The sequence below is a fragment of the Novosphingobium sp. MMS21-SN21R genome (assembly GCF_031846015.1).
Classification (GTDB): Bacteria; Pseudomonadota; Alphaproteobacteria; order Sphingomonadales; family Sphingomonadaceae; genus Novosphingobium.
On sequence record NZ_JAVRDU010000001.1, the window covers coordinates 1,143,743 to 1,166,127 of the forward strand.

Below are 22,385 nucleotides of genomic sequence, written 5' to 3' on the forward strand. Positions count from 1 at the left end.
GATGGCCAGCCGAAATCGTATCGAGATGAGCAATGTCATCTTCCGACGGCTTATTGATCACGCAGCGATTGATGGCACCATTATCGCTAATGGCGACAAAGGGCGCTTCATCAAGCGGTTGAGTGAGGCCGACGCAGAGTTGATGGCCAAAGCCGATGTGAGGGGTAAGCGCAAAATAACTCGCCAAATGCGAGCGGTGATGTTCGAACATGGTGCCCAGCGTTTCTTCGCATTATTCGGCTTCGCATCGTCTCTAGGCACTCTGCTGCAGATGCCGGAAGGTCTAGCTGAAATAGACCCTACACCGGGCATGTTTGGTATAGCGATAACCGAGGCTGAAATAATGCCTCGGGCAACGTCGGTCGAGATTCGGGATGTTATTGAGGCGGAATATAGTGGGTTGGAAGGATACGAAGGCCACGAGTTGACCGATGTCGCCGGTCTGTTCCCACCGGTCGTCTTCGCTGAGGCTGACGTCAACTACCCCTACACCATGAATATCGACCGTGTGCTCGGGGCAATGGTGGCAGCGACCTACTTGGACGGCCCCATTGCGCTGAGTGAAGACGCCCTAAATGCCGCCGGAAGCCTGTTTACCGCTGGCCCTTCTTCAATCCCATTCGAAATCGTATTGCAGGGCATCCTCTCAATTTCATGGAGTGGCCTATATGTCGAACTCTACCGCTGCGTCGAACAGCTCTATCCGGTCCCTCGGCTGTCCAACCTCATAAATAGATGGGCAAGCACCCAGTCTTTGAACAGCTTGGCAGAACTGCTACGCGACAGCCTAGGGTGGCGGCCGCGTGAGGACGAATCCCTGATCAAGCTGATCAAGGAATGCCCGGATCAGGTCGCAAACGACCTGATCGCATCCTTCGAACTCGAGCTCGATGAGAAGAGCATTGCGGCCGACGCGGCAGGCAGGCAAGTTTACGGAATGCGGAACAGCTTGGTCCATTTTCGTGGGAACACGGTAGTCGTGCAACCGAACGATGAAAAGTGGAACGCCATAGTGGTTGCGATGATCGCGTTGGTAGCCGAAACCTACAATCGCTTTGGGGAACTGTTCCACGCTGGAGCCACGGCCCCGACGTCAGTTGAATTGGTTGAGGCATTGACAGGGCTGGTAGATGCAGCGCCGGCAGTCGATGTAACTTCGGCCTAGCGGAGTGTCTGTCGCAATCGCTGCATCAAAGTCGGTCGATCGCGGACCTTGGTCTCGCATTCCCACAAGATTAATACCTGCCAGCCACTCTCCCGTAGGGCGAGGAAATTGTCAGCGTCGCGCTGTCTGTTGCGAGCAATCTTCGCCTTCCAGTATTCGTCGTTCGCAGCAGGCTGCCGCGCACCGCGTCGGCAATCGTGACCGTGCTAAAAGCACCCATGCACGAAGATAACCTTCCGTCGTCTAGGGAATACCAGATCGGGCTTCCTGGGCAGACCGCCGACATGGAGCATGTATCGATAGCCTAGGCCATGAATCAGTCGCCGCACAACCATCCCAGGCTTTGTGTCCTTTGACTTGACTGCGCGCATAACCGAGCTGCGTTGAGGGTCAGTCGTTTTCGCCTTCGTAGTCTGTCTCCTGCTCGACAGAGGCCGCCCCACCCAACGCTTGGTAGCGTCGATCGGCAAGCCATTGTAACCGTTTCGCCTGCGTCAGAAGTACGCGTCGCAGTCCACCTTGCACTTTGCGCTCTGAGATGACTTGTGCCAGCCGAGAAATGATCAGCGACCGCCGAGCAATGCGAAAATCCGGGTGGGAGCGAATGTTCGCAACTTCTTCGGAAACGATCCGCATCCGGAACGGCTTTGGAATTTCGACCTGGACAGTCGGTGGTGGCGGGTCCTTTTCGTTAAGGATCGCCTTGAATTCGCTCCCTGCAACTGCCTTCTCGTAAACAGCATGTTCCAAGGCGTTGAGATAAGCCTTAGCGGCGTCCTTCTCAGACTTAGTGTGCACGTTTTGGAATTGTGGAAGCGGATAAACCTCGATCTCGAAAACTTCAAATGGATCGAGCACGGACATCGCTACTGCATCCGTGCGCTGATTGGTTAGATGTCGACGAATGCGGGTCCGCAACATTTCATTGGTTTGGCCGACGTAGATAGGCTCGCCATCGTAATCGTAGAAGAGGTAGACGCCCCATTTGTAGTTGCCCACTTTCCTAATGTCACCTTGCACATCGGCAAAAGGCATGTCGAGGAACCGCGCGAGGTTGCGCCGAAGATCTTCGGTTTCAAAGGGCGGAAAATTGACAGAATCGGGATCGCGATCAGACATCGCTTAAGGGTATCAGGCTCGAAGCTTCGCATCCATGCTAGATTCTTCTGCTGCTTGAAGCCCCAATAATGGTTCAAATAGTTGGGCAGCCAAATGTCGAACGACAGGCACGGCCACTCCGTCCCCAGTCAGGTGATACGCCTCATTATAATTCCTCGGCAGCTTGTATTCATCTGGCAGCCCCATCAAACGGGCAGTTTCACGCGCTGAAATCAGCCGAGAGCTCACCGTTGCCCCATCGACGATAATGATTGTTTGCCTGCTAGAACCGCCAGAGGGCGTGCGAAGGCAACCTGCTATATCATCAAAGCGAACTTCTGCGCGTTGCACCTTTGCCCCATTCTCATCGCGCCGCGTTCTGCGGTACACACCACCGACCATTCTGCGTTTCGCTCGTTTTGCTGCGGTAAGCTTGGCGAGGTTGATCGGCGACATTAGGTCTACGAGCCGGTTTGTCTCCTGCGCACTATGCCACCTCACGCTTCTAGGGTCGGTCTCTATGATGTCCGCGAACACTGCGTTCCGACGCGCCGGGGTTGGGATGTTCCACCACAGCCACTCACGAAGAACATGTTCACCCAATCCGTCCGCTGCCGCGCAGAGACGGCGTGTATGAAACGGCTCGATTGGTCCAGGAGCAAGCAACGTAGGGTCAATTGGAACCGATTGAAGCACTCCGATAATGAAAAGCCGCGGTCGGGATTGCGGTACAAATAGAGCGGCATCGATGACGAGCGCGCCAACCCGGTATCCCGACGTTACGAGCGTTTCGCAAATCGCCTCAAAGTCACGCCCTCCATGCGAAGTAAGAGTGCCACAGACATTCTCAAGCGCTACCACCTTTGGTGCGCGACCTTCATCAATTAAACCCTGCACAACGCGCCAGAATGGGTAGAATGTACCCGATCGTTTGCCACCAAGGCCAGCCCCTCCACCTGCGAGCGACAGATCCTGACAGGGAAATGATCCCCAAATTAAGTCCGCGCAACCGGGCAAGTCATCTGGAGAGACGGTGTTTACATCGGCAATTTTAAGTTCGCCCTCTGTACCCCAGTTAGCTTGATAAGAGAGGCCCTTTTTCGCGTCAAAGTCATTGGCAAAGAGGCACTGCCAGCCGTTTCCGAGGCCAGCTCGCGCCATCCCGCCGCCGGCGAAAAACTCGTAAAAAGTTGGCTTTTGATGCACGTCTATGGTCCCCGGATAGCAACCAACAATTCGTCTCTTGTCATAGCGCTACCCCAACTGAATGTCACAGCCAACGTTATACGCATGTTCTGCAATTGTTCCAGTCTTTTCACCCCAAGCCGTACGCGCAAAATCCTCCATCTTATGTGAACAGGCTCAGGGTCTCTTGCGATTGCCCTGAACTCCCGCCAAAAGGTTCCTGCCTTCTGTGAAAGCCAGAAGGTGGGGCGTGGAAACCCCAACACACATGACTCGGTCACCGATTTCGGAGGCCGGGTGGCATGCGCGTATGTCCAGCCGGTTCGCCGGTAAAGGTGCATGCGCCTGTCTGTGTGTCAGGTTTCCAACATCCGGCTTTGGCCGTCGCCCCAAGAGGTACATAGGGGTGGCACGAGGTTGAAGCCGAACGTCGCTCCTTCAGGCGTGAGGGGCGAGAGCGTGAACCAGCAAGAACCTTAGCGGTCTGTTCCCGTGCCGATGATGGCGCGGCTCTCCAACACGTCTAGATAAAGGATACCGACATGAAGCGAATGATCGTGCTTGCTGCGCTGGCCATGCTTGGCGGCTGCGGTGATGAGAAGGCTGCCCAACAGTCCGTCCTCGAAGTGCTCAAGGACCCGGATTCAGCCAAATTCGGCGAGTTCTACTATAACCCTGAGACGAAAAAGGGGTGTCTCGGCGTCAATGCGAAAAACGGCATGGGCGGATATACCGGAGAGCAGCAAGCTTTCCTTGAGAAGAAAGACGGCGGCTGGAAAACGCTAGGGCTTGACGAGATATCCCTTGCAGGTTGCCGTAGTGAGGCTGACAGAAAGGATTGAGCGTGTCGCGTGTCCTATTGTTCATCCTAGCTGCTGGAGCAGTTCTCGCTGCTTTCCAGATCGCGATTGTCATTTTGGTAATTGGTGGGCTGATTTTTCGGACAAAAGAGACTATTGGTCTCCTGCTTTTAGGAGCCTGCCTGTCATTCTTTGGAGCTCACCCAAAAATCGCTGCTGGCATAGTTTTCGTGATCGTTGCGATCAGTATGTTCGTAAGGAGAAATAACGAACTACCGGAAGAGGCACCAATACTCCCCGAACCTGATAAATGACAGAATTGTACTGCTGTATTCACTGAGCCCTCGGATGACCTCCGGGGGTTTTTCTATGCCCGAAAGGAATTCCCGATGATCCTGATCCGTACTACGGTGGACATGGCGCGTGCCATCGATTCTCCGCTCGATCCGTTTCCCAAAGCCCGTCTGCAAGTCCACGCCGAGCGGCTCGCAGAGTATGACGACTACCCGCCAGAAGAGCTTGCCCTGTTCGTGATCGTCCAGCCGGGCGACACGCTGGCATCGCTCGAACAGCAGACCCGTTTGTCCTTTGTCCAGAACGGCACCCTGCGCTTCTTGCCCGAAAGCCTGGAGAGAGAAGGGGACTGGCTCGAAGCTACAATGATCCTGTCCGACGACGGGTTCGGCTTGGTGCTCCTCGTCCGACCTGAAGCCGTCACCGACCCCGAACTTTCCAGCCTGATCGAAATGCTTGAGCGCGAAGGCACTCAGGCAGAGCAAGGCGAAGGTCTGTAATCCCAATGCCCTGAGGCCGGAAGCAAAGGGGCCTCTCTTGTAGCGTCAAATCCATCGCCGTCATCGAACGGCACCACGCAGCGTCTGTGCATCCCGCACGGGCGCTTTTTTGATTCTGGAGCTATCGACATGCTTTCACTAACCGATGCGCCCTCGATCCAACGGGTCATGGCGCAACCCTTGGACCCCCGTCTGCGTACCCTGCTTGCTGAAAGGCTATCCATCGCAGCCAAGGCGGGATTGCAGGATCTCACTCACATCGTCGTCGTACAGCCGGGCGACACGATCGAAGACCTGAAGGCGGAAATCGGCTTCTCGCCCGTGTGCAACCCGATCGACGGCAGTGCCTTCGGTCAGGAAGGGTTTGAACCCTATTGGGCCTGGCTTGCCGATCTGGGCGGCTGGTACGAACTCATCCACACTATCGGGGACAGTGGTTATGCCATTACCCTGTTGGTCTCCAAAACCGACAGAGTGCCAGCCGAACTGCTCGCCATGTGCGCGGCCTGTGTGGCAGTACCGTCATGCGCTTGATCGGTGCTTTCCTGACACTCTGTGTCGCTCTCGCGGTACTGAAGGCAGCGGCAACGGTCGTTGCGCTTGTTGTCGTCGCAGCCGTCATCCTTTCCGCCATCACAAGGCCCATGGAGACGGCGGGATGTCTGCTGCTGTTCGCACTGCTTGGCGCGATCGGGCAGTATCCGATGGCGGGTCTTCTCGTTGCGGGCGGGCTTGCCGCGTTGGGTGTGGGCAGGCGAACCTGAAGAAAGGTCGCGAAAGTTGCCGCCCTTTGCCCCCACCTTTTCCCGCGCTGGTGGGGGGAGGTGGGGGCGGCTATTCCAGCGGGGTTCGCTTGCGCTTCCCGACCGTCTTGCGCCGAAGCTCCAGAGCCTTTTCCCTCTCATAGTTGCAGTAGAAAGTCTTCATGGGGCGATAAATGCCGTCCAAAACTTCGGCTGGCAGGTCGGTCGTGAACGTGCTGACCAATTCAGTGAACAACTCAATCTGTGACCTTCGTTGTACTGCGCAATTCAAAGGGGGACTTTTGCTAAGATCGCCCTTGAGTGCGCTCACAATGCGCGTCATTTGACTGATAATCTCTCGCGATTTTACCTCTTCCGTCCGGAATGAGTGGAGTTTCTGGACTATATCTTCCGCAATATCGCGGAAGCGAAGTCCTTCCTCGGTAATGCCCACGGTCGCCCCAGGATCGTCGGGATCATGCACTTTGCCGGGGTGACGAGCGTCAGACCGAGCCAATCCTGCACCGCCTTCAGGTAGCGACTTACAGTTGACTGGTCCAAGCCGAGGTTCCGCGCTGTTGCGGAAATGTTCTCGGATTCTGCCACGTCAATAAACACTTCCAGCCAGCACAGTCGAAGAGTCTCGATTCGCAGCGATGACACGTGATTCTTTCCCAAAATCAGTTGGTGGAACTGCCTAAAACAGCATTCCGAGCCTGTCATGCAGAAGCTGCATTCAGTTTCAGCGCCGTAGCCAAATTTCGAATTTACAGGCGGTCAGGTTCGCACCAGAGGGCGCGCCGACCCCGCCATGAGCGTCGCGGTCCAACAAGCAAAAAGGACAAAAATGCCAAAGACTACCAATAACCCAAAAACCGCCGTTCCCCTGTCAAATTCAGATTTCGCAACCATCGCCGCAAACGTCGTCAAATGGGAGCGCGAGCAGTCCAAGGCCTACAGGCAGATGCCGTTGGCCTATGTGGAGTGCCTTCTCGCTGCGATGGCTGAGGCCGGTGGGGTGAACCTCGGGCATATCTCGGAGGAGCTCTGCCACCTTCTACCACCGCTGAAACCGCATGACGCCGAAACCTTGGTCAACATCTACATGAGCACGCCGGGAGAGCGCCCAAGCCTCGCCTGAAGCTAAACCTCCATACCATTCTAAGAACCTAAGGAATAATCAAAATGTCTCGCAAAACCCCTATTGCCCGGCTGACTGAACGAGGTCGGCCCTATCTTGCCGCTCTGCGGTATCTCCGCGCGGAGTTCGATCGCGATGGGCTTCGTGCTAACCGCGCACTGATCGCGGCTCTTGCCGAAGAACGGCCCCGCAGTCAGACCCAAATGTGGAACGATTACGCCAATCTGCTCGACTTCGAGCCACGTTGGTCTTTGCCCAGCCTTTTCAGGGGAATTGTTAATCCCTGCTGCGGCGAACTGGAACTCGCGGCGGCATCCTTCCGCAGTTTCCCGAGAGAGCTGCACTGATCCGTCTAGCATAAAGTGAGGAACACGGGCGACTGAAGCGCAGCCAGATATGCTCCAGTCGCCCTTTTATAAGAACCCAAGAACCCGGCCGGACGAGCCGGGAGAGAGAATACGATAATGACTGAAATACATTTTCCCGAACCCGCTGGAGCGGATCAGCCTGAAGCGCAAAGTTCGCGCAAGGGCTTTCCCCGACGCCTGGACACAGACGGTTTTCCTGACCAGCCGTCACCGGGCAGACAGCATTTTCCCCTCACCATGGCCAACGTCGCGCACCTCCTTGATGGAAATGGCATCGAGGTCAGCTACGACGTGATCAGTAAGCGTCTGAGCGTCCGGTATGGCGCGCAGGACCTTGAAGAATACGATTTGATCAGCCTCGGCAATCTTCACGGCATGGGCTCCAACCAGTTCCTCGACTTCATTGGCGTGGTTGGTCGGCGCAATCCCTGCAATCCGGTTGCCGACTGGATCAGAAGCAGGCCTTGGGATGGCAAGGATCGGCTGCAGGGCCTCTATGCCACGCTGCACCTAGAGGAGGACTACCCCCCTGAACTTCGGGATATCCTTGTGTATCGCTGGCTTATGAGCGCTGTTGCAGCGGCCCTTTCAGCGAAAGAGTTCCACGCACGAGGGGTTCTGACGCTGCAGGGCGGGCAGGGCATCGGCAAGACCAGCTGGATCGCCCGGCTGGTACCGCCGGAGCTTCAGGGTCAATGGTTCAAACGTGATCATCACCTTGACCCCGGTAGCAAGGACTCGGTGCTTGCCGCCATTGCCCATTGGATCGCGGAATTGGGCGAACTTGACAGCTCCTTCCGCCGCGATGTTGCGAGGCTCAAGGGTTTCATCACCAATGACCGCGACCTGATCCGGCTTCCCTACGCTGCCAGACCGGTTTCATTGGAACGCCGTACGGTCTTTGCAGCATCGGTCAATGACAGCCGGTTCCTCGTCGACAACACCGGCAATTCTCGGTGGTGGACGATCGCCGTGCTGCGGCTCGATTACGCGCACGAGATCGACATGCAGCAGGTCTACGCACAGCTTGCGATCGATTTCGAGGCGGGAATGCAGTGGTGGCTCACTTCCGATGAAGAACGCCAGCTTGCCGAGATCAACGCCCGCCACGAGGTGAAGAGTGCCGTGGAGGAGCGTTTGCTCGAGCGCTTGGACCTGGACGCGACGAACAATGCTTCAATGACCGCCATCGAAGTCCTGCGCAAGATTGGGATGAAACACCCGAGCAACCAGCAGTGTCGCGAAGCGGGGAGCTTTCTGCGCAGGCAGTTCGGCCCGCCGAGCCGTGTTAACGGCCGGGACAAGTGGAGGGTCGCGCTCCTTCCGGAAGATTGCTTCCAGCCGGTCCCGATGGACGACGACGACGAAGTCTACTGACCGACCCGGTGGGGGGAGGGTGGGGCATCCGTGCAACCCCTTCCTCCGCCATCACTCCGGACAGCCGAGGGGACTGATTGTGGTCCCCTCTCCCCTCCGAAATCTGCCGCTGTAGCCCCGCTGGCGACCGAAACGAGGTCCGCCGGAACCACCCCCTTTGCGTGCCGCTGACGGCGCACAGTGGCCAATTTTCGCAACTAATCCTCATTAGCATCAAGGAATATGACTATGCCTAAGATTAAGCTCGACCACCTGACCTGCCTCACTGCCACCTGTGCGGCTGGCAAAAAGCGGACCGATTACTGGGACACCGCTACCACCGGCTTCGTCCTTGAGGTTCGCGCCAGCGGCAGCAAGACGTACACCCTGCGCTACTTTGACGAGCACAACCGTCAACGTCAGCACAAGATTGGCACCTATGGCGAAATCACCTTCGCCGACGCACAGAAGGCAGCAAAGCGTTTGCGCTCTCAGGTCGTGCTGGGCGATGATCCAGCCGCCAAGAAGGCCGAGAAAAAGGCAGTGCCAACTTACGACACTCTGGCCGACGAGCATTTGACCTATGTGAAGACGTACCAGAAAAAGCCGGACAACACCGATTCCGTTTTTCGTGTTCATCTTCGCCCGAAGTGGGGAAAAATGCACTTGGACGAAATCACGACGCAGGCGGTGGCCAAATGGCTTGCCGAGAAGCGCGATGCCGGTCTTGCGCCAGCGACAGTCGAGAAGATCCGCATCGTGTTCAACCGATCGTTCGAGTTGGCCTTGAAGTGGGGGACGGCTGGCGTGAAGGTGAACCCGGTTCGGGGAATTCCGCGACCGAAGTTCAGCAACGCCCGTGAGCGGTTCCTGTCGTCGAAAGAGGCAGGGAAATTGCTCGCTGCTGTTGCCGCATCGCCAAATCCGCAACTCCGCAACATCGTTGGCCTGTTGCTCTATACCGGCGCTCGCAAAAATGAACTGCTGCAGGCGCAATGGCAGCATGTCGATCTTGAACGGAAGGTGTGGTTCATCCCCACGTCGAAAACCGGCAAGTCCCGCCATGTGCCTTTGTCGCAACCGGCTCTGGACATCATCGACCAGCTACCCCGCTTCGATAAATGTCCGTGGCTCTTGCCCAACCCGGAAACGCGGAAGCCCTATGGCGATATCAAGCGCGCATGGACGACGGCACGGGAGGAAGCCGGAATGCCGGACCTCCATCTGCATGATCTTCGCCACAGCGCCGCGTCCTTCATGATCAACGCTGGAATCGATCTGTTCGCCGTGGGCCGCATCCTGGGCCATGCCGATCATCAATCGACCATGCGCTATAGCCATCTCGCCAACGACACCTTGAGAAAGGCAGTGGAGGCAGGTGCTGCGAAAATGAATGTCGGTTGGGCTGGTCAACCCGCCGCCTAAGCATAACCTCACCCCGGATTTGCACGGTTCCAGCCGCGTAGGTCCGGGGCTGCTTTCACATTATTTTTTGCTTGCCCGGTTGCCGCCGTGGCCGTGGTGAGCGATGAACGATCTCAAAGTTTGATCGACGGCTGGGGCAAAAATGACGAAGAAAATCAGTGGCGCGGAATATCCGCTTTCGAAGATATTCAGTTCTGATTTCGAATACGTGATCCCGTCATACCAGCGGCCCTATGCGTGGGGTGCTGATCAGGCATCCGAACTGTTTGAGGACTTGCTGGCGTTCCATCAAGCCGAAGATGAGGAAGGGTATTTTCTCGGGAGCATCGTCCTGATCAAATCCGAAGACCGGCCATTCGCTGAGGTGATCGACGGGCAGCAAAGGCTAACGACGCTGACCATTTTGCTGGCAGCAATGGCATGTGCGCACGATGGTGCATACCGCGATGAATTACGAACCTACATCACGGAGCCGGGTAAAGAGTTGGAAGGGATCAAAGCAAAGCCAAGGCTGTCATTGCGCGAAAGGGACCGTCAATTTTTTGCGAAATACATCCAAGGCCTCGACCTAGATACGCTTCTTGATCTTGATGCAGCTTCTTTATCGAACGAGTCACAACAGAATATTCAAAATAATTGCGCTCACTTCGTTAAAGATATTGCCAGTTCGCTCGGCGGTCGAGAAGCACTAAAATCGTTCGTAACTTTTCTACTCACTCGCTGCTACCTCGTAGTAGTCTCGACCCCTAGCCAAGCGTCTGCGTTCCGCGTCTTTTCGGTGATGAATAGCCGTGGGCTTGATCTTCAGCCAACCGACATCATCAAGGCGGATATGATTGGCAAGATCAAAGGCGAAGAGGATCGCCAGAAATATAATGATAAATGGGAGGAAATGGAGGTTGATCTGACTCGCAGCGGATTCAACGATCTATTTACCTATATCCGAATGATCTACGCCAAGGACAAAGCGAAAAGGACTCTTCTCGAAGAATTCAGGACCTACGTGCTCCCTGAGAATCCTGATGCTAAGTCGTTCATAGATGATGTTCTTGACCCGTTCTCTGACGCCTTGGAAGACATACGATCGGCTAGCTATGAATCTACAAAACAGGCAGAAACGATTAATTACTACATAAGTTGGCTGAACAGGATTGATAATTCCGACTGGATTCCGCCAGCGATGCTCTTCCTGAAGAAATACCGCAATAAGCCAGATCGGCTTGCTACCTTTTTTGAGTTGCTTGAGCGCTTGGCCGCTTACATGCATATTTGCCGGTTCAATGTGAATGAACGCATCGACATTTATGCCAATTTGATCAGCGAGATTGAGGAAGGCAAAGCGCCGGATGACATGGATTATCTGGGCTTAGACGAGGAAGAGAAGGCAACGTTCCGCGACGCGCTTGACGGGAAGATATACGATCTGACGCCGCGTCGGCGAAATTATCTGATCCTACGCCTTGATTCCATCATCTCCGACGGCGCAGCCACTTACGATCCAAAGGTGCTTACCATCGAGCATGTCCTGCCACAGACAGTTTCAGACGGAAGCCAGTGGGAGGAATGGTGGCCTGACGTGGATGAGCGAAAGGCGTGGGTGCATCGCTTGGCGAACCTTGTTCCGCTGAACAAGAAGAAGAATTCTGCCGCCCAAAATTACGATTTTGAGCACAAGTGTGACATCTACTTCAAGGGGGTGAAGAACGTGTCATCCTATGCGTTGACGAGTCAGGTCATCAGCGAAACGGAGTGGACGCCTGCTGTTATTGAAGCGCGGCAAGAGGCCCTGTTAGACGCCCTGATTGAAAACTGGGGACTGGAAGAGGAATGACCGCGTCCGTGGGCATGGCACGGGTCGTTTGTCGTCGCTGCATCCTACCAAAGTGCTTTCGGTAGGAACGCGCTGGATTCTGAACTCATTCGAGTTTGGGTCTGGATTGGGCGAGGTGTTAAAATTGCGCCCGCAGAGCCATAATCGTTATGATATTGCTGCATTTAGCAATAATATTGCCAAATTTTCGTAATGATGGGGTCAGGTGTTCGAATCACCTAAGCGGCACCACCCTTCCACAAGGGGAATCCGACTCATACAGCGAGACACCGTTCGGCAGGGAGCCCGGCTTGGGTCAGTTTCGGCAGGGAATCGGGCGTGACCCACGCTATACCCATTTGAGATTGGACCTAGCGCGTTGTGCGGCTGGAATGATGCCCAGCTTGGGCGGCTAACCCACTTCCCAGATTGTCAATGCCGCTTCAGCGAGGTTACCGCAGCTGCAAGCATTGGATAACACCGGTCAGCGTTACCGTAGCCAAACCGTTCAGGCGCGCATACTGCCTGGTGTTAAGATGGCTAACGTAATCAATCATGCTGGGAAACACGAAATCGCTTAGCTTCCCGCCTCTTCGTTCGAGCCAGCGCTCCAACGTACTGCGGGTTTCTGCCATGATTTCAAACTGGATAGGTCGGCAGGTCTTCTGCTGGATAACGGTTGCGCGGTTTCGGATGGGCCCGCCGATGACCAGATTTCCGATGCGGAGCTTTACCAAATCCCAGGCTCTCAGTTTACTGTCGATTGCGAGGTCGAAAAGGGCGCGGTCCCGAATGCGTTTATGTTCGTCCAGACAGAAGCGTATTGCCCAGATGTCTCGCCGCCGGCGCGGTCGCTTTGGTCCTACGTTTTGCCCGGCGTTCCACGGGGGCCGATCGTGAATTGCTGCATCAAGATCTAAATGTCCCATGATAATTCTCCTGCAACCAGAATTGGCCGCAGGCAGGATGTCAGCTCACTTTTGCCGCTCAAACTGCGTGTCAGGTTTAGGAGGAGCCAAACGAAATTCATCTGCCCATCCGCCTTGGGGATATTACAAGAGAAGATGCAATCGCGCCACGATTGAGCGGGAAATGATAGCAGGGGCTAGAATATGAAGGGAGATTTGCCACCGCTCGGGCTTGGTCGGCTGATGAGCCTGAGCGTGGGATACCTCGGTCTCCAGATCACGTTCGGGATCGAGAGTGCCAGTCTCAGTCGTGTATACCAGGGGTTCGGCGCGGGCGTGGACGATCTTGCGCTGCTGTGGCTGGCGGGGCCTGTTTCCGGACTACTGGTCCAGCCGGTGGTCGGTCGACTGAGCGACCGGTCCTGGACCCGGTTTGGTCGTCGTCGGCCGTGGATGCTCGCTTCGGGGGCGCTCGCAACCGCCGCGCTGGTGGCCATTGCCTACGCGCCGAACCTTGCGGTGGCGATCGGGATGATCTGGCTGCTCGAGATTGCCATGAATGCGCTCAACGCCCCCTACCGCGCTCTGGTCGGTGATAGCCTGCCACAGCACCAGCATGGCAGGGGCTTTGCTCTGCAGACCGTATTCGTCGGTATCGGCGCGTTTCTTGGCGCCATGGCGCCTAAGGCGTTCAGCCTTGTCGGCTTGCCCAACGTCGTCACCGAAGGCGCGACGCCTGTCTCGGTGCGGCTTGCCTTCCTTGCTGCTGCATTGTGTCTTGCGATCTCGGTCCTCGGGACCGTCTTTGCGACGCGCGAATACTCGAGAGAGGACTATGCCAGCTTCGGCGTTGATGTCCTCGAACGAGAGGAGCGCGCAGGATCTCTTGCTTCGCGCCTTGCCGTGATGACCCGTGGCCTTGGTCCCTATCGCCGGATTGCGGGCATGCAGTTCTTTGCTTGGGCGTCGCTGTACTTATTATGGGTCTACGCGACCCCTGTGGTGGCAGGTAGTGCCTTCGGTGCGGTTTCGGTGACAGATCCACGCTATGGCGATGGCGCGGACTGGGTCGGCGTTATGTTTGCGACATACAACGGCGTCGCCGGTCTGTTCGCCTTGGTCCTTCCCACCCTGTTCGACAGGTTCGGCGTCAACCGGGTACATGGCGCGGCCTTGCTGGCCGGGGCGTTCGGCTTTGCGGGGGTCGCGCTTGCAGGATCGCCCTGGCCGCTGCTGGGATGCGCGGGGCTGATCGGGATTGCTTATGCCTCGATGCTAAGCGCGCCTTTCGTCATGGCAAGCCGCATCGCCCGGCAGGGCGAAGCGGGCAGCGCCATCGGGTTGATGAACGTGTTTATCGTGTTGCCGCAACTGGTGATGGGCCTCAGCATGGGCATGGCGGTACGCTGGTTCCTGTCTGGCGATCCCTCGAGCACGCTGGTACTGGCGGGTTTGTTCTGCGCGCTAGCTTCCGTGATATCGGCGACAGGCTCCAAGCGACGTGCAATCTGATCTTGCAAGTCTTACAGAATTTTGTGCAATTACACGAGTTATTGCACTGCAAAATTCGGTCATTGGGAGATCTGCATGGAAGACGTCGAGGGCCGCAAATTCACGCTGAAGGATATCGCCGACGAGTTGGGAATTTCGACAGCGACGGTATCGCGCGCGATTGCCGGAAATACTGCAATCAGCGAAGACACGCGTGAGCTTGTGATCCAGGCAGTGGCCCGGCTGGGCTATTCGCCCCCCAAGCGCATGCCCAAGGCCAAGCCGGGCAGAGGCGATCTATCCGAGCAGGTTTGCATCGTCCTGCCGGTCGCACTCGGGCACGGCGGGCAACTTGGCAATCCGTTCGAACTGTCGCTGTTGGGCGGGATCGGCGCGGCCCTGCGCGAGCGACGGCGCGACTTCTCGATCAGTTGGCAGACCCCGCACGATGACCAGACCCTCGCCGAATTCATTGAGACGGCACCGTATCGCGGGTTCATCTTTTTCGGCCAGTCACAGTTCCATGACGCCCTCAATCGGTTCGGTGCGGCCAATCGTCCGATTGTGATCTGGGGCGTTGAAACTGAAGGGCAAAAGTACTGTTCGGTCGGTACCGACAACTTCGAGGGCGGCTTTCGTGCCACACGCCACCTGATCCGGACAGGCCGAAAACGCATCGCTTTCTTCGGGTCGATGCCGCCCATCGCCGAAGCCCGGACCGCCCTGTCGCAGATCGCCCAGCGACTGGAGGGCTACAAGGCAGCGCTCGAAGTCGAGGGACTGTCTTTCGATCCCGACATCGTCCAGACGCCATTCTCGAGCCGTTATGAAGGGGCGGACGCGGTCGACAACCTTGTCGAGCGAGGCATTGCATTCGACTCCATCGTCGCAGCTTCGGACGTTGTTGCACTGGGCGCGCTGCAAGCGCTCAAGCGCCATGGCCTTCGCGTTCCCGAGGACGTTGCCTTGATCGGTTATGACGATATCGATGTGGCCTCGTTCTCGAGCCCGCAATTGAGCACTGTGCGGCAGGACGTGATCAAGGCAGGCAACATGCTGGTGTCAAAAGTGCTGCGAATGATGGACGGCCATCGCGCTGCTTCAGAGCGATTGCCGACAGAGCTGATCATCCGCGGATCGTGCGGCGCCTGATTGCAATCACGCTCAGGCTTGCTGAAAAGTTATGCAAATTGAATTTCACAACTGATGGGCAGATTATCCTAAGATACCGAAATCTAGGCGTATTTGTGCAATTTTTCTGATCCAGCCTGTGCAACGATTAAGCACCTTGCATAAAGCTATTGCAATCGATTGTATGTTTGCAGGAAAAGGCAGGGGCCCGGACGGCCACGAACGAATCGTCCGCGAACGCCTTTTCAAGGGGGATGTCATGAAGGTTTCAACGCGTATCGCCGCGCTTTCCAGTGTAGCACTTTTCGCACTCGGCGCACCTGTCCATGCGCAGACTGCAGCTCCGCAGCCTGCGGACGAGGCAACTTCGGCCGAAGACAATCTCGGCCTTGCCGAAATCGTCGTTACCGGCGCGAGCTCTGGCCGCAGGAAGATGGAAACGTCCTACGCCATCACCACGCTGTCAGCGACCGATCTCCAGCAGCGTGCACCGCAGAGCATTGCTGAAGTCTATGCCAGCGCGCCGGGCATTTTCGCCGAATCCTCGGGTGGTGAAATCGGCAACAACGTCTATTCGCGCGGCCTGCCGAACGACAACTTCCGCTATGTTCCGGTGCTCGAAGACGGCCTGCCGGTGTGGGAAGAGGGCGCTGGCGCTTTCACTAACGCAGACATCTTCTACCGCGTCGACGCGACCATCCAGAGCGCGCAGATCGTGCGCGGTGGCTCGGCCTCGATCACCGCGTCGAACGCACCAGGCGGTGTACTCAACGTCCTGACCAAGAAGGGCACCAAGGAGCTCGAAGGTCTCGTCAAGCTCGAGTGGGGTGACTACGACCACTATCGTGGCGACTTCAGCCTGACCGGCCCGATAAACGACAAGCTGCTGTTCAACGTCGGCGGGTTCTATCGCGCGAACAACGGGATGCGCGATCCGGGCTTCACCGGCAACCGTGGCGGCCAGTTCCGGGCAGGCCTTACCTACCTGCTCGACGACGGCCAGATCTACGTTGGCTACCGCAAGCTCAACGACCGCAACATTTTCTACACGGCCATCCCGCTTGCCAGCAAGAACAATGGGCTCCCCGGGCTCGACGCTGGTGATGGCACGGTCGTTTCCAGTGCTTTCCGCAACATCGTCGCGCCTGACCTCTATGGCACGGGATCGACCTCGATCGATCTCGCCAATGGCGTCCACACCAACACCGATACCTTTACCGTCAACTTCGACAACAAGTTCAATGACTGGCTGAGCGTCAGCGCCAAGGGGCGCTACACCACCGGCACGGTGGACTTCAACGGACTGTTCAGCGACCAGGTTTCAGGTGCGCAGGCGTTCCTCGACAGCGCACTGCCCGCCCTCAGCGCAGCGAATGCCGCCACGGTCCGCGCCGCCTATTTCGACGCAAACACCGGCCAGCTGATCCCGACCGCCAATATCGCCAACGGCCTGACGCTGGTGGAGGATATCTTCTCGACCTATGTCGACGTCGAAAACCTCGTCGGCGACCTGAGCTTTACTGCCAAGAACGGCAACAACACGCTCACGGTCGGCTACTATCACAGCCAGTTCAACCAGCGGCAGCAGTGGAACTGGAACAACGTGCTGACCGAGGCGACCAATCAGCCGCGCTCGCTCGACGTGATCGGCCTTGATGCCGCCGGCAACCGTACCATCGGCTACACAGCCAACGGCCTCGTCAAGCTGCACAGCAACCTGCAGGACTTCCGCGATGACGTGAAGATCGATGCTCTCTACGCCACCGACTCCTTCCAGGTGACGCCGGCCCTGCGGATCGATCTTGGTGCACGTTATCACCACGTCAGCAAGCGCGGCACGATCGCCCTGTCGAAGTCGGTCAACCTCGGCGATCCGACCACGATCCTCGATGACAATGTCACAGTGCTAAGTGGCGCGATCAAGCCCTACACCTTCTCGACAGGCCAGTGGGCGTTCTCTGCCGGTGCGAACTACGAGTTCAATCCAAACATGGCCGCCTTTGCCCGCTACAGCCGCAGCTTCCGCGTCACGCCGGAATTCTCTCAGTGGTTCAATTGCTGCAACCCGGTCGAAAACCGGATCGATCTGCTCGAAGGCGGGCTGAAGTACTCCTCGCGCCCGGTTTCCGCCTTCGTGACGGTGTTCTACAACAACTTCCCGAACATCTCGTTCAACAACATCGTCGCAGGCAATCCGCAGACGGCCACTGCGGCGGCGCGGTCCTATGGTGTTGAACTCGAACTGGCGCTGCGACCAGTCGACATGTTCGAACTGAACTTCTCCGGGAACATCCAGTCGATCAAGTACACGGGCTTTTCAGGAACCGATGGCAACGGCGCTTTTGACTACAGCAGCAACCGCATCGTTCGCCAGCCGGCAGCGACCTTCTCGCTCCGACCGGTCCTGCATTTGCTGGGCAACAAGCTCGATGTCTTCAGCAACATCGAATACATCGGCAAGCGCTATGCAGACGTGTCGAACACCATTGCCCTGCCAGCGTTCACGCAAGTCAGCCTCGGCGCAAAGTGGTCGATCACCGACAACCTCTCGGCCGAGATCATCGCCACCAACCTGTTCGACACCGTGGGACTTACCGAAGGCAATCCCCGTGCAGGTGTGATTACAGGCACAAACGAAACCGCGTTCCAAGGACGCCCGATCTTCGGCCGCCGGGTGCGTGCAGGCGTGACATTCCAGTTCTGATGACACTTCCGCAAGTCATCCGGACACTTACCTCCCACCTGACCGTGGCGGCTTTTGCCGCCACGGTCTTCCTTGCTTCCCCCATGGCCAGGGCGCAGGAATGGCAGGAGATCAGATCACCTGATGGGCGACTCGAGGTGGATTTCGCCGTCGATCAGGGCGAGGCGATCTATCGGGCCAGCTTCAAGGGCAAGCCGATCATCGACCGGTCACTGCTGGGCTTTCGCTTCAAGGACCGCCAGTCGCTGGAAGCAGGCTTTACCCTTGGCGACGTTAAACGCACCGCCACCGATACAACCTGGGCACAGCCGTGGGGTGAGCGTCATTTTGTGCGCGACGCAAGCAACGGCATCGTGGCTACGGTAACGGCCGCCGACGGCCGCGAATTGCGTATCGAGTTCCGTGTTTTCGATGATGGCTTCGGCTTCCGTTACATTCTTCCGGGCGATCCGAAAGACCGCTTCGTCATAAGCGACGAGGTGACCCAGTTCGCGTTTGCGCAGAACTACCGCGCGTGGTGGATTCCTGCCTATCGCGAGAAATTCTCCGAGTATGAATATTCCCGCTCCGCCCTGTCGGCGGTCCCGGCGGTGCAGACGCCCCTGACTCTGGAGGGCGACGGCGTCGCCATGGCGGTGCATGAGGCGGCGCTGGTCGACTACGCCTCGATGAACTTGCGGCTGGTCGCGGACAACACAAAGACGCTGAAAGCAGACTTGTCGCCTTGGTCAAATGGGGATCTCGTCCGGGCACGCGGCGGTCTGGCCACGCCATGGCGCGCGATCCTCGTGGCAGACAACGCCGCAAAGCTTGCCGATTCCCGCCTGATCCTCAACCTCAACGAGCCTAATCGGCTGGGCGATGTGTCCTGGGCGAAGCCCATGAAGTACATCGGAATCTTCTGGGGGATGCACATCGGCCGTTACACGTGGGAGCCGGGCCCCGATCACGGCGCGACCACGGCGCGGGCCAGGCAATATATCGATTGGGCAGCCGCCAACGGTATTCCCGGCGTGTTGTTCGAAGGTTGGAACAAAGGCTGGGATGCACCGCAATGGTGGCTGAATGGCCACTCGCGCTTCACCCAGAATGAGGCGGCAACGGACTTCGACATGGATGCCGTTGCTGCCCATGCCAGGGCACGTGGGGTCGAGATCGTCGGCCACCACGAGACTGGCGCGCAAGTGCAGGACTATCTGCGACAGCTCGATCCGGCGCTCGACTATTATGAGCGCCACGGCGTGAAGGCAATCAAGCTTGGCTATGTCGGCACCCGCCTCGACATGACCGAATGGCCCGATGGCCAGTATGCGGTCGAGAACTTCCAGAAGGTCGTCGAGGCTGCCGCGCGTCATCACATTGCGGTGTTTCCGCACGAACCGGTCAAGGACACCGGCCTGCGCCGTACATGGCCGAACCTGATGAGCCGCGAAGGCGCGCGCGGGCAGGAATACAATGGCGGAAGTCCGGATACCGGAAATTCACCCGATCACCTCGCCATCGTGCCGTTCACGCGGATGCTGTCCGGACCGTTCGACTACACCCCGGGCGTCTTCAACTTCGACTACAAGGCAAAGCGCCCGCACAACCGGGTTCCTTCCACCCTGGCACAGCAGCTCGCGCTCTTCGTCGTGCTGTACTCGCCGGTGCAGATGGCGGTGGATCTTCCGGAGAACTACGAAGGCAATCCTGCCTTCCGGTTCATTCACGATGTTCCGACCGATTGGGAGGAAAGCCGCACATTGATGGGCGAGATCGGCGAATACGTCGTGACAGCAAGGCAAGGTCGCAACACCGAGGACTGGTTTCTGGGCGCGCTGACCAATGGCAACGCACGCAAGCTGACCGTGCCGCTCGACTTTCTCGAGCCCGGCAAGCGCTATGAGGCGATGATCTATGCCGATGGACCGGGCGCAGACTGGCGGGGGGCACCGGAACGCGTGTCGATACGCCGCAAGGTGGTGACGGCGCGGAGCATCATGACACTTTCACTCGCTCCCGGCGGCGGTCAGGCCATCCGCTTCCGCGCGCTTTGATCGGCAAATGCAAGAGTGAAGCCAATGGACGACAACGTGTTGCAGCAACCCGTCAGAACGATCGTCGACGTGGCGCGGCTCGCTGGAGTCACACCTTCGACGGTGTCGCGTTCGCTGGCTGGCAAGTCTGGTGTGCGGCCGGAAACCAGGCAACGCATTACCGAAATTGCCCGGGCGCATGGCTTCTCAGTCAACCTCCATGCAAAAGGGCTGCGCCTGGGTAGCGGAACACGCGATCCGATTTCGGGCGATGGACCGGCGTTGGACGACGAAGGCATGGACCCTTTCCTCGCTCGCCTGACATTTTCAATCATCGATCTCGCCCTGAAGTGCGGCACCCGCATCAATCTGACGATCGACGGCATCCAGTCAGTTGCCAATGAACGAGACCGGGGAAGCAAAAAGACCGCGCATTTGACCGTGAGCCCCGGCGAGCCTGGTAGCGAAACCGCGTCGTACCGTGTCACGTTGTTGAAAACGCCGAGTGAGTAGCCCTTAGATTTCTGGACGCCTTCCGCTTTCACAAACTGCTATCGTTCGAACTCGACGGGTGACAGCATCCCGTTCCTGACCTGCTTATGCACCGGGTTATAGAACCTTTCGATGTAATCGAACATGTTCTGCCGGGCTTCCTCGCGTGTCTTGTAAGTGCGGTACCGGATGCGCCCGCGCTTGAGCGACTAGAAGAAGCTCTCCGCGACGGCATTGTCGTGGCAGTTGCCGTGTCGGCTCATCGAATGCTCAAGATTGTTAGCTCGGATGAGCGCAGCCCAGTCCATGCTGGTGAACTGCGAACCTTGGTCCGAGTGAATCAGCCCGTTGCTTCGGTTTACGTCGCCATACCGCCACATCGGCCGTCTGCCGACTCTGCATCGACCAAACCTCCGATACCGGATACCCACGCTCGGTGATCTGAGACACCGCATCACGCTTGAACTCATCGCTGAAATTGGGCTTCCCTATCATCGCCTCCTGTCCTCAAATTTAGGATCGAAGGCGTCCGGAAATCTAGGGGCTACTCAAAACTAATGATCATGGTTTTGGCAGGTGTGCTGCTTAGCTGTTGCGCAGGGCGGTTGGCGCGACATTGAAGCGTGCCTTGAAGGCGCGGTTGAAGCTGCTGATGTTGCCAAATCCGTGGTTGAAAGCGATCTCGCTGATCGAGAGATGGCGCTTTTCAGGGTTCTCCAGATCGGCGCGGCACCTCTCCAGCCTGCGCATCCGTATCCATCTGGCCGTTGACACGCCTTCACGCTCGAACAGCTTGTTGACGTATCGCGGGCTGAGCGCGTGCGCCGCAGCTATAGTATCGAGCGAGATTGTTTCGTCATCGAGATTGTCGTCGATATGCTGCTGGATCCGCCGCAATGTCGATTGCCGTCCGGCGGATTGTGAGGGCGCGCCGGCAAACTCGCAGGCGAGGCTCAACCCCAGCAGATCGAGCAGGGAGTTGGTAATGCGGTTGGCGTCGGTAGCGCTGATGTGCGACGCCTCCTTAAGTGCCGAGCGCAGCATGACCGAGGCAAGATGGCCGATCCCGGCAGACCCGTTGATGCGCTGCGACATGACCTGTTCGATCGAAGTCAAACGTCCCTCGATCCGGTAACGCGGAACACGGACCCAAAGGGCATCGAAGCTGCTCGGCACTTCGATTTCATAACTGCGGGTGCTGTCCAGAATCGCCAGATCTCCGCGCTCCAGCGCAGCGACATGACCTGCCTGCGACAGGTTGGCCTTGCCCGCCAGAATGCAGCCGATGAAGAAGTTGTTGTGCGAGGATTTCTCGATCAGCGTGGGCGAGCGGATGACCTGATGTGGGCCGCCCTTGGTGATCGCACGGATAAACCTGAGGTCGCCGAAAGGGTAGTCGTACATCAATCCGACCAAGCGTTGCGTCGGATCGATCTGGGAAAATTCCAGCTCGACGAAAATTTCGGACAAGCCCTGCGCCCACTGCATGGCATTGCCCGCAATTCTGACCGGTTTGATCGATCTGTCCGACTTGTTCGGCATGGCTCCATCCCCCGATCCAGCCCATTTCGTGCCCTGAATGGACAATGCGGTGCTTTTTCGCAAGGTAGGAGATTTGCCTCCTCGATGGAAATTTTCAAAAAATACCTATTTGTATCAAATTGTTGTGTAAATTTTTTGAGATGATTCAGACATCATACTCCTCCTCGAAACCCTGCAATTCCTGCAGTTGTTCCGTTTTTGCATAGCATTAGGGCCG

Annotated in this window: 23 protein-coding genes and 2 pseudogenes; 17 read left to right on the top strand and 8 right to left on the bottom strand. The window is 57.4% G+C overall.

The window, feature by feature from the left end; all coding sequences use genetic code 11:
- Position 1 precedes the first annotated feature (1 nt).
- Positions 2-1,165 (top strand): hypothetical protein, encoded by a 1,164-nt coding sequence (locus RM192_RS05480; protein ID WP_311506544.1) that lies wholly within the window; start codon positions 2-4, stop codon positions 1,163-1,165.
- 206 nt (positions 1,166-1,371) lie between these two features.
- On the opposite strand, the gene RM192_RS20045 is transcribed toward RM192_RS05480, so the two are convergent.
- The 3 genes from RM192_RS20045 to RM192_RS05490 are packed head-to-tail and all read right to left on the bottom strand — an operon-like array spanning position 1,372 to position 3,469.
- Complete coding sequence (locus tag RM192_RS20045) at positions 1,372-1,536, bottom strand: hypothetical protein (RefSeq protein WP_409233786.1); 165 nt, start codon at positions 1,534-1,536, stop codon at positions 1,372-1,374.
- Between the two features lie 19 nt (positions 1,537-1,555).
- On the bottom strand, positions 1,556-2,284 hold the full coding sequence (locus tag RM192_RS05485) for a GIY-YIG nuclease family protein (RefSeq protein ID WP_311506545.1): 729 nt from the start codon (positions 2,282-2,284) through the stop codon (positions 1,556-1,558).
- 12 nt (positions 2,285-2,296) lie between these two features.
- On the bottom strand, positions 2,297-3,469 hold the full coding sequence (locus RM192_RS05490; protein ID WP_311506546.1) for a DNA cytosine methyltransferase: 1,173 nt from the start codon (positions 3,467-3,469) through the stop codon (positions 2,297-2,299).
- A 521-nt stretch (positions 3,470-3,990) separates the two neighbouring features.
- Here RM192_RS05490 and RM192_RS05495 point away from each other — a divergent pair.
- The 5 genes from RM192_RS05495 to RM192_RS05515 all read left to right on the top strand — a co-directional run bounded on the left by RM192_RS05495 (position 3,991) and on the right by RM192_RS05515 (position 5,806).
- Positions 3,991-4,290, top strand: a complete 300-nt coding sequence (locus RM192_RS05495; RefSeq protein WP_311506547.1) for a hypothetical protein — start codon at positions 3,991-3,993, stop codon at positions 4,288-4,290.
- A 2-nt stretch (positions 4,291-4,292) separates the two neighbouring features.
- Positions 4,293-4,562, top strand: coding sequence for a hypothetical protein (locus tag RM192_RS05500; RefSeq protein ID WP_311506548.1), 270 nt, complete (start codon positions 4,293-4,295; stop codon positions 4,560-4,562).
- A 75-nt stretch (positions 4,563-4,637) separates the two neighbouring features.
- On the top strand, positions 4,638-5,042 hold the full coding sequence (locus RM192_RS05505; RefSeq protein WP_311506549.1) for a hypothetical protein: 405 nt from the start codon (positions 4,638-4,640) through the stop codon (positions 5,040-5,042).
- A gap of 129 nt (positions 5,043-5,171) precedes the next feature.
- Complete coding sequence (locus tag RM192_RS05510; RefSeq protein ID WP_311506550.1) at positions 5,172-5,576, top strand: hypothetical protein; 405 nt, start codon at positions 5,172-5,174, stop codon at positions 5,574-5,576.
- On the top strand, positions 5,567-5,806 hold the full coding sequence (locus tag RM192_RS05515) for a hypothetical protein (protein WP_311506551.1): 240 nt from the start codon (positions 5,567-5,569) through the stop codon (positions 5,804-5,806). Before RM192_RS05510 ends, RM192_RS05515 begins: the two co-directional genes overlap by 10 nt.
- A gap of 70 nt (positions 5,807-5,876) precedes the next feature.
- Here the strand turns inward: RM192_RS05515 and RM192_RS05520 are convergent, their stop codons facing one another.
- Entirely contained in the window at positions 5,877-6,302 is a 426-nt protein-coding gene (locus RM192_RS05520) for a hypothetical protein (RefSeq protein ID WP_311506552.1), read from the bottom strand.
- On the bottom strand, positions 6,188-6,508 hold the full coding sequence (locus RM192_RS20050; RefSeq protein WP_409233787.1) for a LysR family transcriptional regulator: 321 nt from the start codon (positions 6,506-6,508) through the stop codon (positions 6,188-6,190). The genes RM192_RS05520 and RM192_RS20050 overlap by 115 nt, the downstream gene beginning before the upstream one ends.
- Positions 6,509-6,596: 88 nt before the next feature.
- On the opposite strand from RM192_RS20050, the gene RM192_RS05525 reads away from it, so the two are divergent.
- The 6 genes and pseudogenes from RM192_RS05525 (at position 6,597) to RM192_RS05550 (ending at position 11,906) form a co-directional block, all read left to right on the top strand.
- Positions 6,597-6,926 (top strand): hypothetical protein, encoded by a 330-nt coding sequence (locus RM192_RS05525; protein ID WP_311506553.1) that lies wholly within the window; start codon positions 6,597-6,599, stop codon positions 6,924-6,926.
- Positions 6,927-6,970: 44 nt separating this feature from the next.
- A complete protein-coding gene (locus tag RM192_RS05530) occupies positions 6,971-7,273 on the top strand; it encodes a hypothetical protein (protein WP_311506554.1) in 303 nt (100 codons plus the stop codon).
- Between the two features lie 117 nt (positions 7,274-7,390).
- Positions 7,391-8,671 carry a VapE domain-containing protein gene (locus tag RM192_RS05535; RefSeq protein WP_311506555.1) on the top strand — a complete coding sequence of 427 codons (1,281 nt, stop codon included), beginning with the start codon at positions 7,391-7,393 and terminating at the stop codon, positions 8,669-8,671.
- Positions 8,672-8,899: 228 nt separating this feature from the next.
- Positions 8,900-9,124, top strand: a pseudogene (locus RM192_RS20055) (Arm DNA-binding domain-containing protein); the annotation flags it as partial.
- 111 nt (positions 9,125-9,235) lie between these two features.
- Positions 9,236-10,075, top strand: a complete 840-nt coding sequence (locus RM192_RS05545) for a site-specific integrase (RefSeq protein ID WP_311508575.1) — start codon at positions 9,236-9,238, stop codon at positions 10,073-10,075.
- A gap of 142 nt (positions 10,076-10,217) precedes the next feature.
- Positions 10,218-11,906 carry a DUF262 domain-containing HNH endonuclease family protein gene (locus tag RM192_RS05550; RefSeq protein ID WP_311506557.1) on the top strand — a complete coding sequence of 563 codons (1,689 nt, stop codon included), beginning with the start codon at positions 10,218-10,220 and terminating at the stop codon, positions 11,904-11,906.
- 431 nt (positions 11,907-12,337) lie between these two features.
- On the opposite strand, the gene RM192_RS05555 is transcribed toward RM192_RS05550, so the two are convergent.
- Positions 12,338-12,814 carry an integrase gene (locus RM192_RS05555; protein WP_311506558.1) on the bottom strand — a complete coding sequence of 159 codons (477 nt, stop codon included), beginning with the start codon at positions 12,812-12,814 and terminating at the stop codon, positions 12,338-12,340.
- A 183-nt stretch (positions 12,815-12,997) separates the two neighbouring features.
- Here RM192_RS05555 and RM192_RS05560 point away from each other — a divergent pair, with 183 nt between their 5' ends.
- The 5 genes from RM192_RS05560 (at position 12,998) to RM192_RS05580 (ending at position 20,647) form a co-directional block, all read left to right on the top strand.
- Entirely contained in the window at positions 12,998-14,305 is a 1,308-nt protein-coding gene (locus tag RM192_RS05560; RefSeq protein WP_311506559.1) for an MFS transporter, read from the top strand.
- A 75-nt stretch (positions 14,306-14,380) separates the two neighbouring features.
- Complete coding sequence (locus RM192_RS05565) at positions 14,381-15,436, top strand: substrate-binding domain-containing protein (RefSeq protein WP_311506560.1); 1,056 nt, start codon at positions 14,381-14,383, stop codon at positions 15,434-15,436.
- A 238-nt stretch (positions 15,437-15,674) separates the two neighbouring features.
- Positions 15,675-18,119, top strand: a complete 2,445-nt coding sequence (locus RM192_RS05570; protein ID WP_311506561.1) for a TonB-dependent receptor domain-containing protein — start codon at positions 15,675-15,677, stop codon at positions 18,117-18,119.
- 83 nt (positions 18,120-18,202) lie between these two features.
- On the top strand, positions 18,203-20,155 hold the full coding sequence (locus tag RM192_RS05575) for a glycoside hydrolase family 97 protein (RefSeq protein ID WP_311506562.1): 1,953 nt from the start codon (positions 18,203-18,205) through the stop codon (positions 20,153-20,155).
- Positions 20,156-20,179: 24 nt separating this feature from the next.
- A complete protein-coding gene (locus tag RM192_RS05580; protein WP_311506563.1) occupies positions 20,180-20,647 on the top strand; it encodes a LacI family DNA-binding transcriptional regulator in 468 nt (155 codons plus the stop codon).
- 38 nt (positions 20,648-20,685) lie between these two features.
- Here RM192_RS05580 and RM192_RS05585 read toward each other — a convergent pair.
- Together RM192_RS05585 and RM192_RS05590 are read right to left on the bottom strand one after the other, a co-directional pair.
- Positions 20,686-21,034: pseudogene (locus RM192_RS05585) on the bottom strand (DDE-type integrase/transposase/recombinase); the annotation flags it as partial.
- A gap of 177 nt (positions 21,035-21,211) precedes the next feature.
- Entirely contained in the window at positions 21,212-22,168 is a 957-nt protein-coding gene (locus tag RM192_RS05590; protein WP_311506564.1) for a helix-turn-helix domain-containing protein, read from the bottom strand.
- Positions 22,169-22,385: the final 217 nt, after the last annotated feature.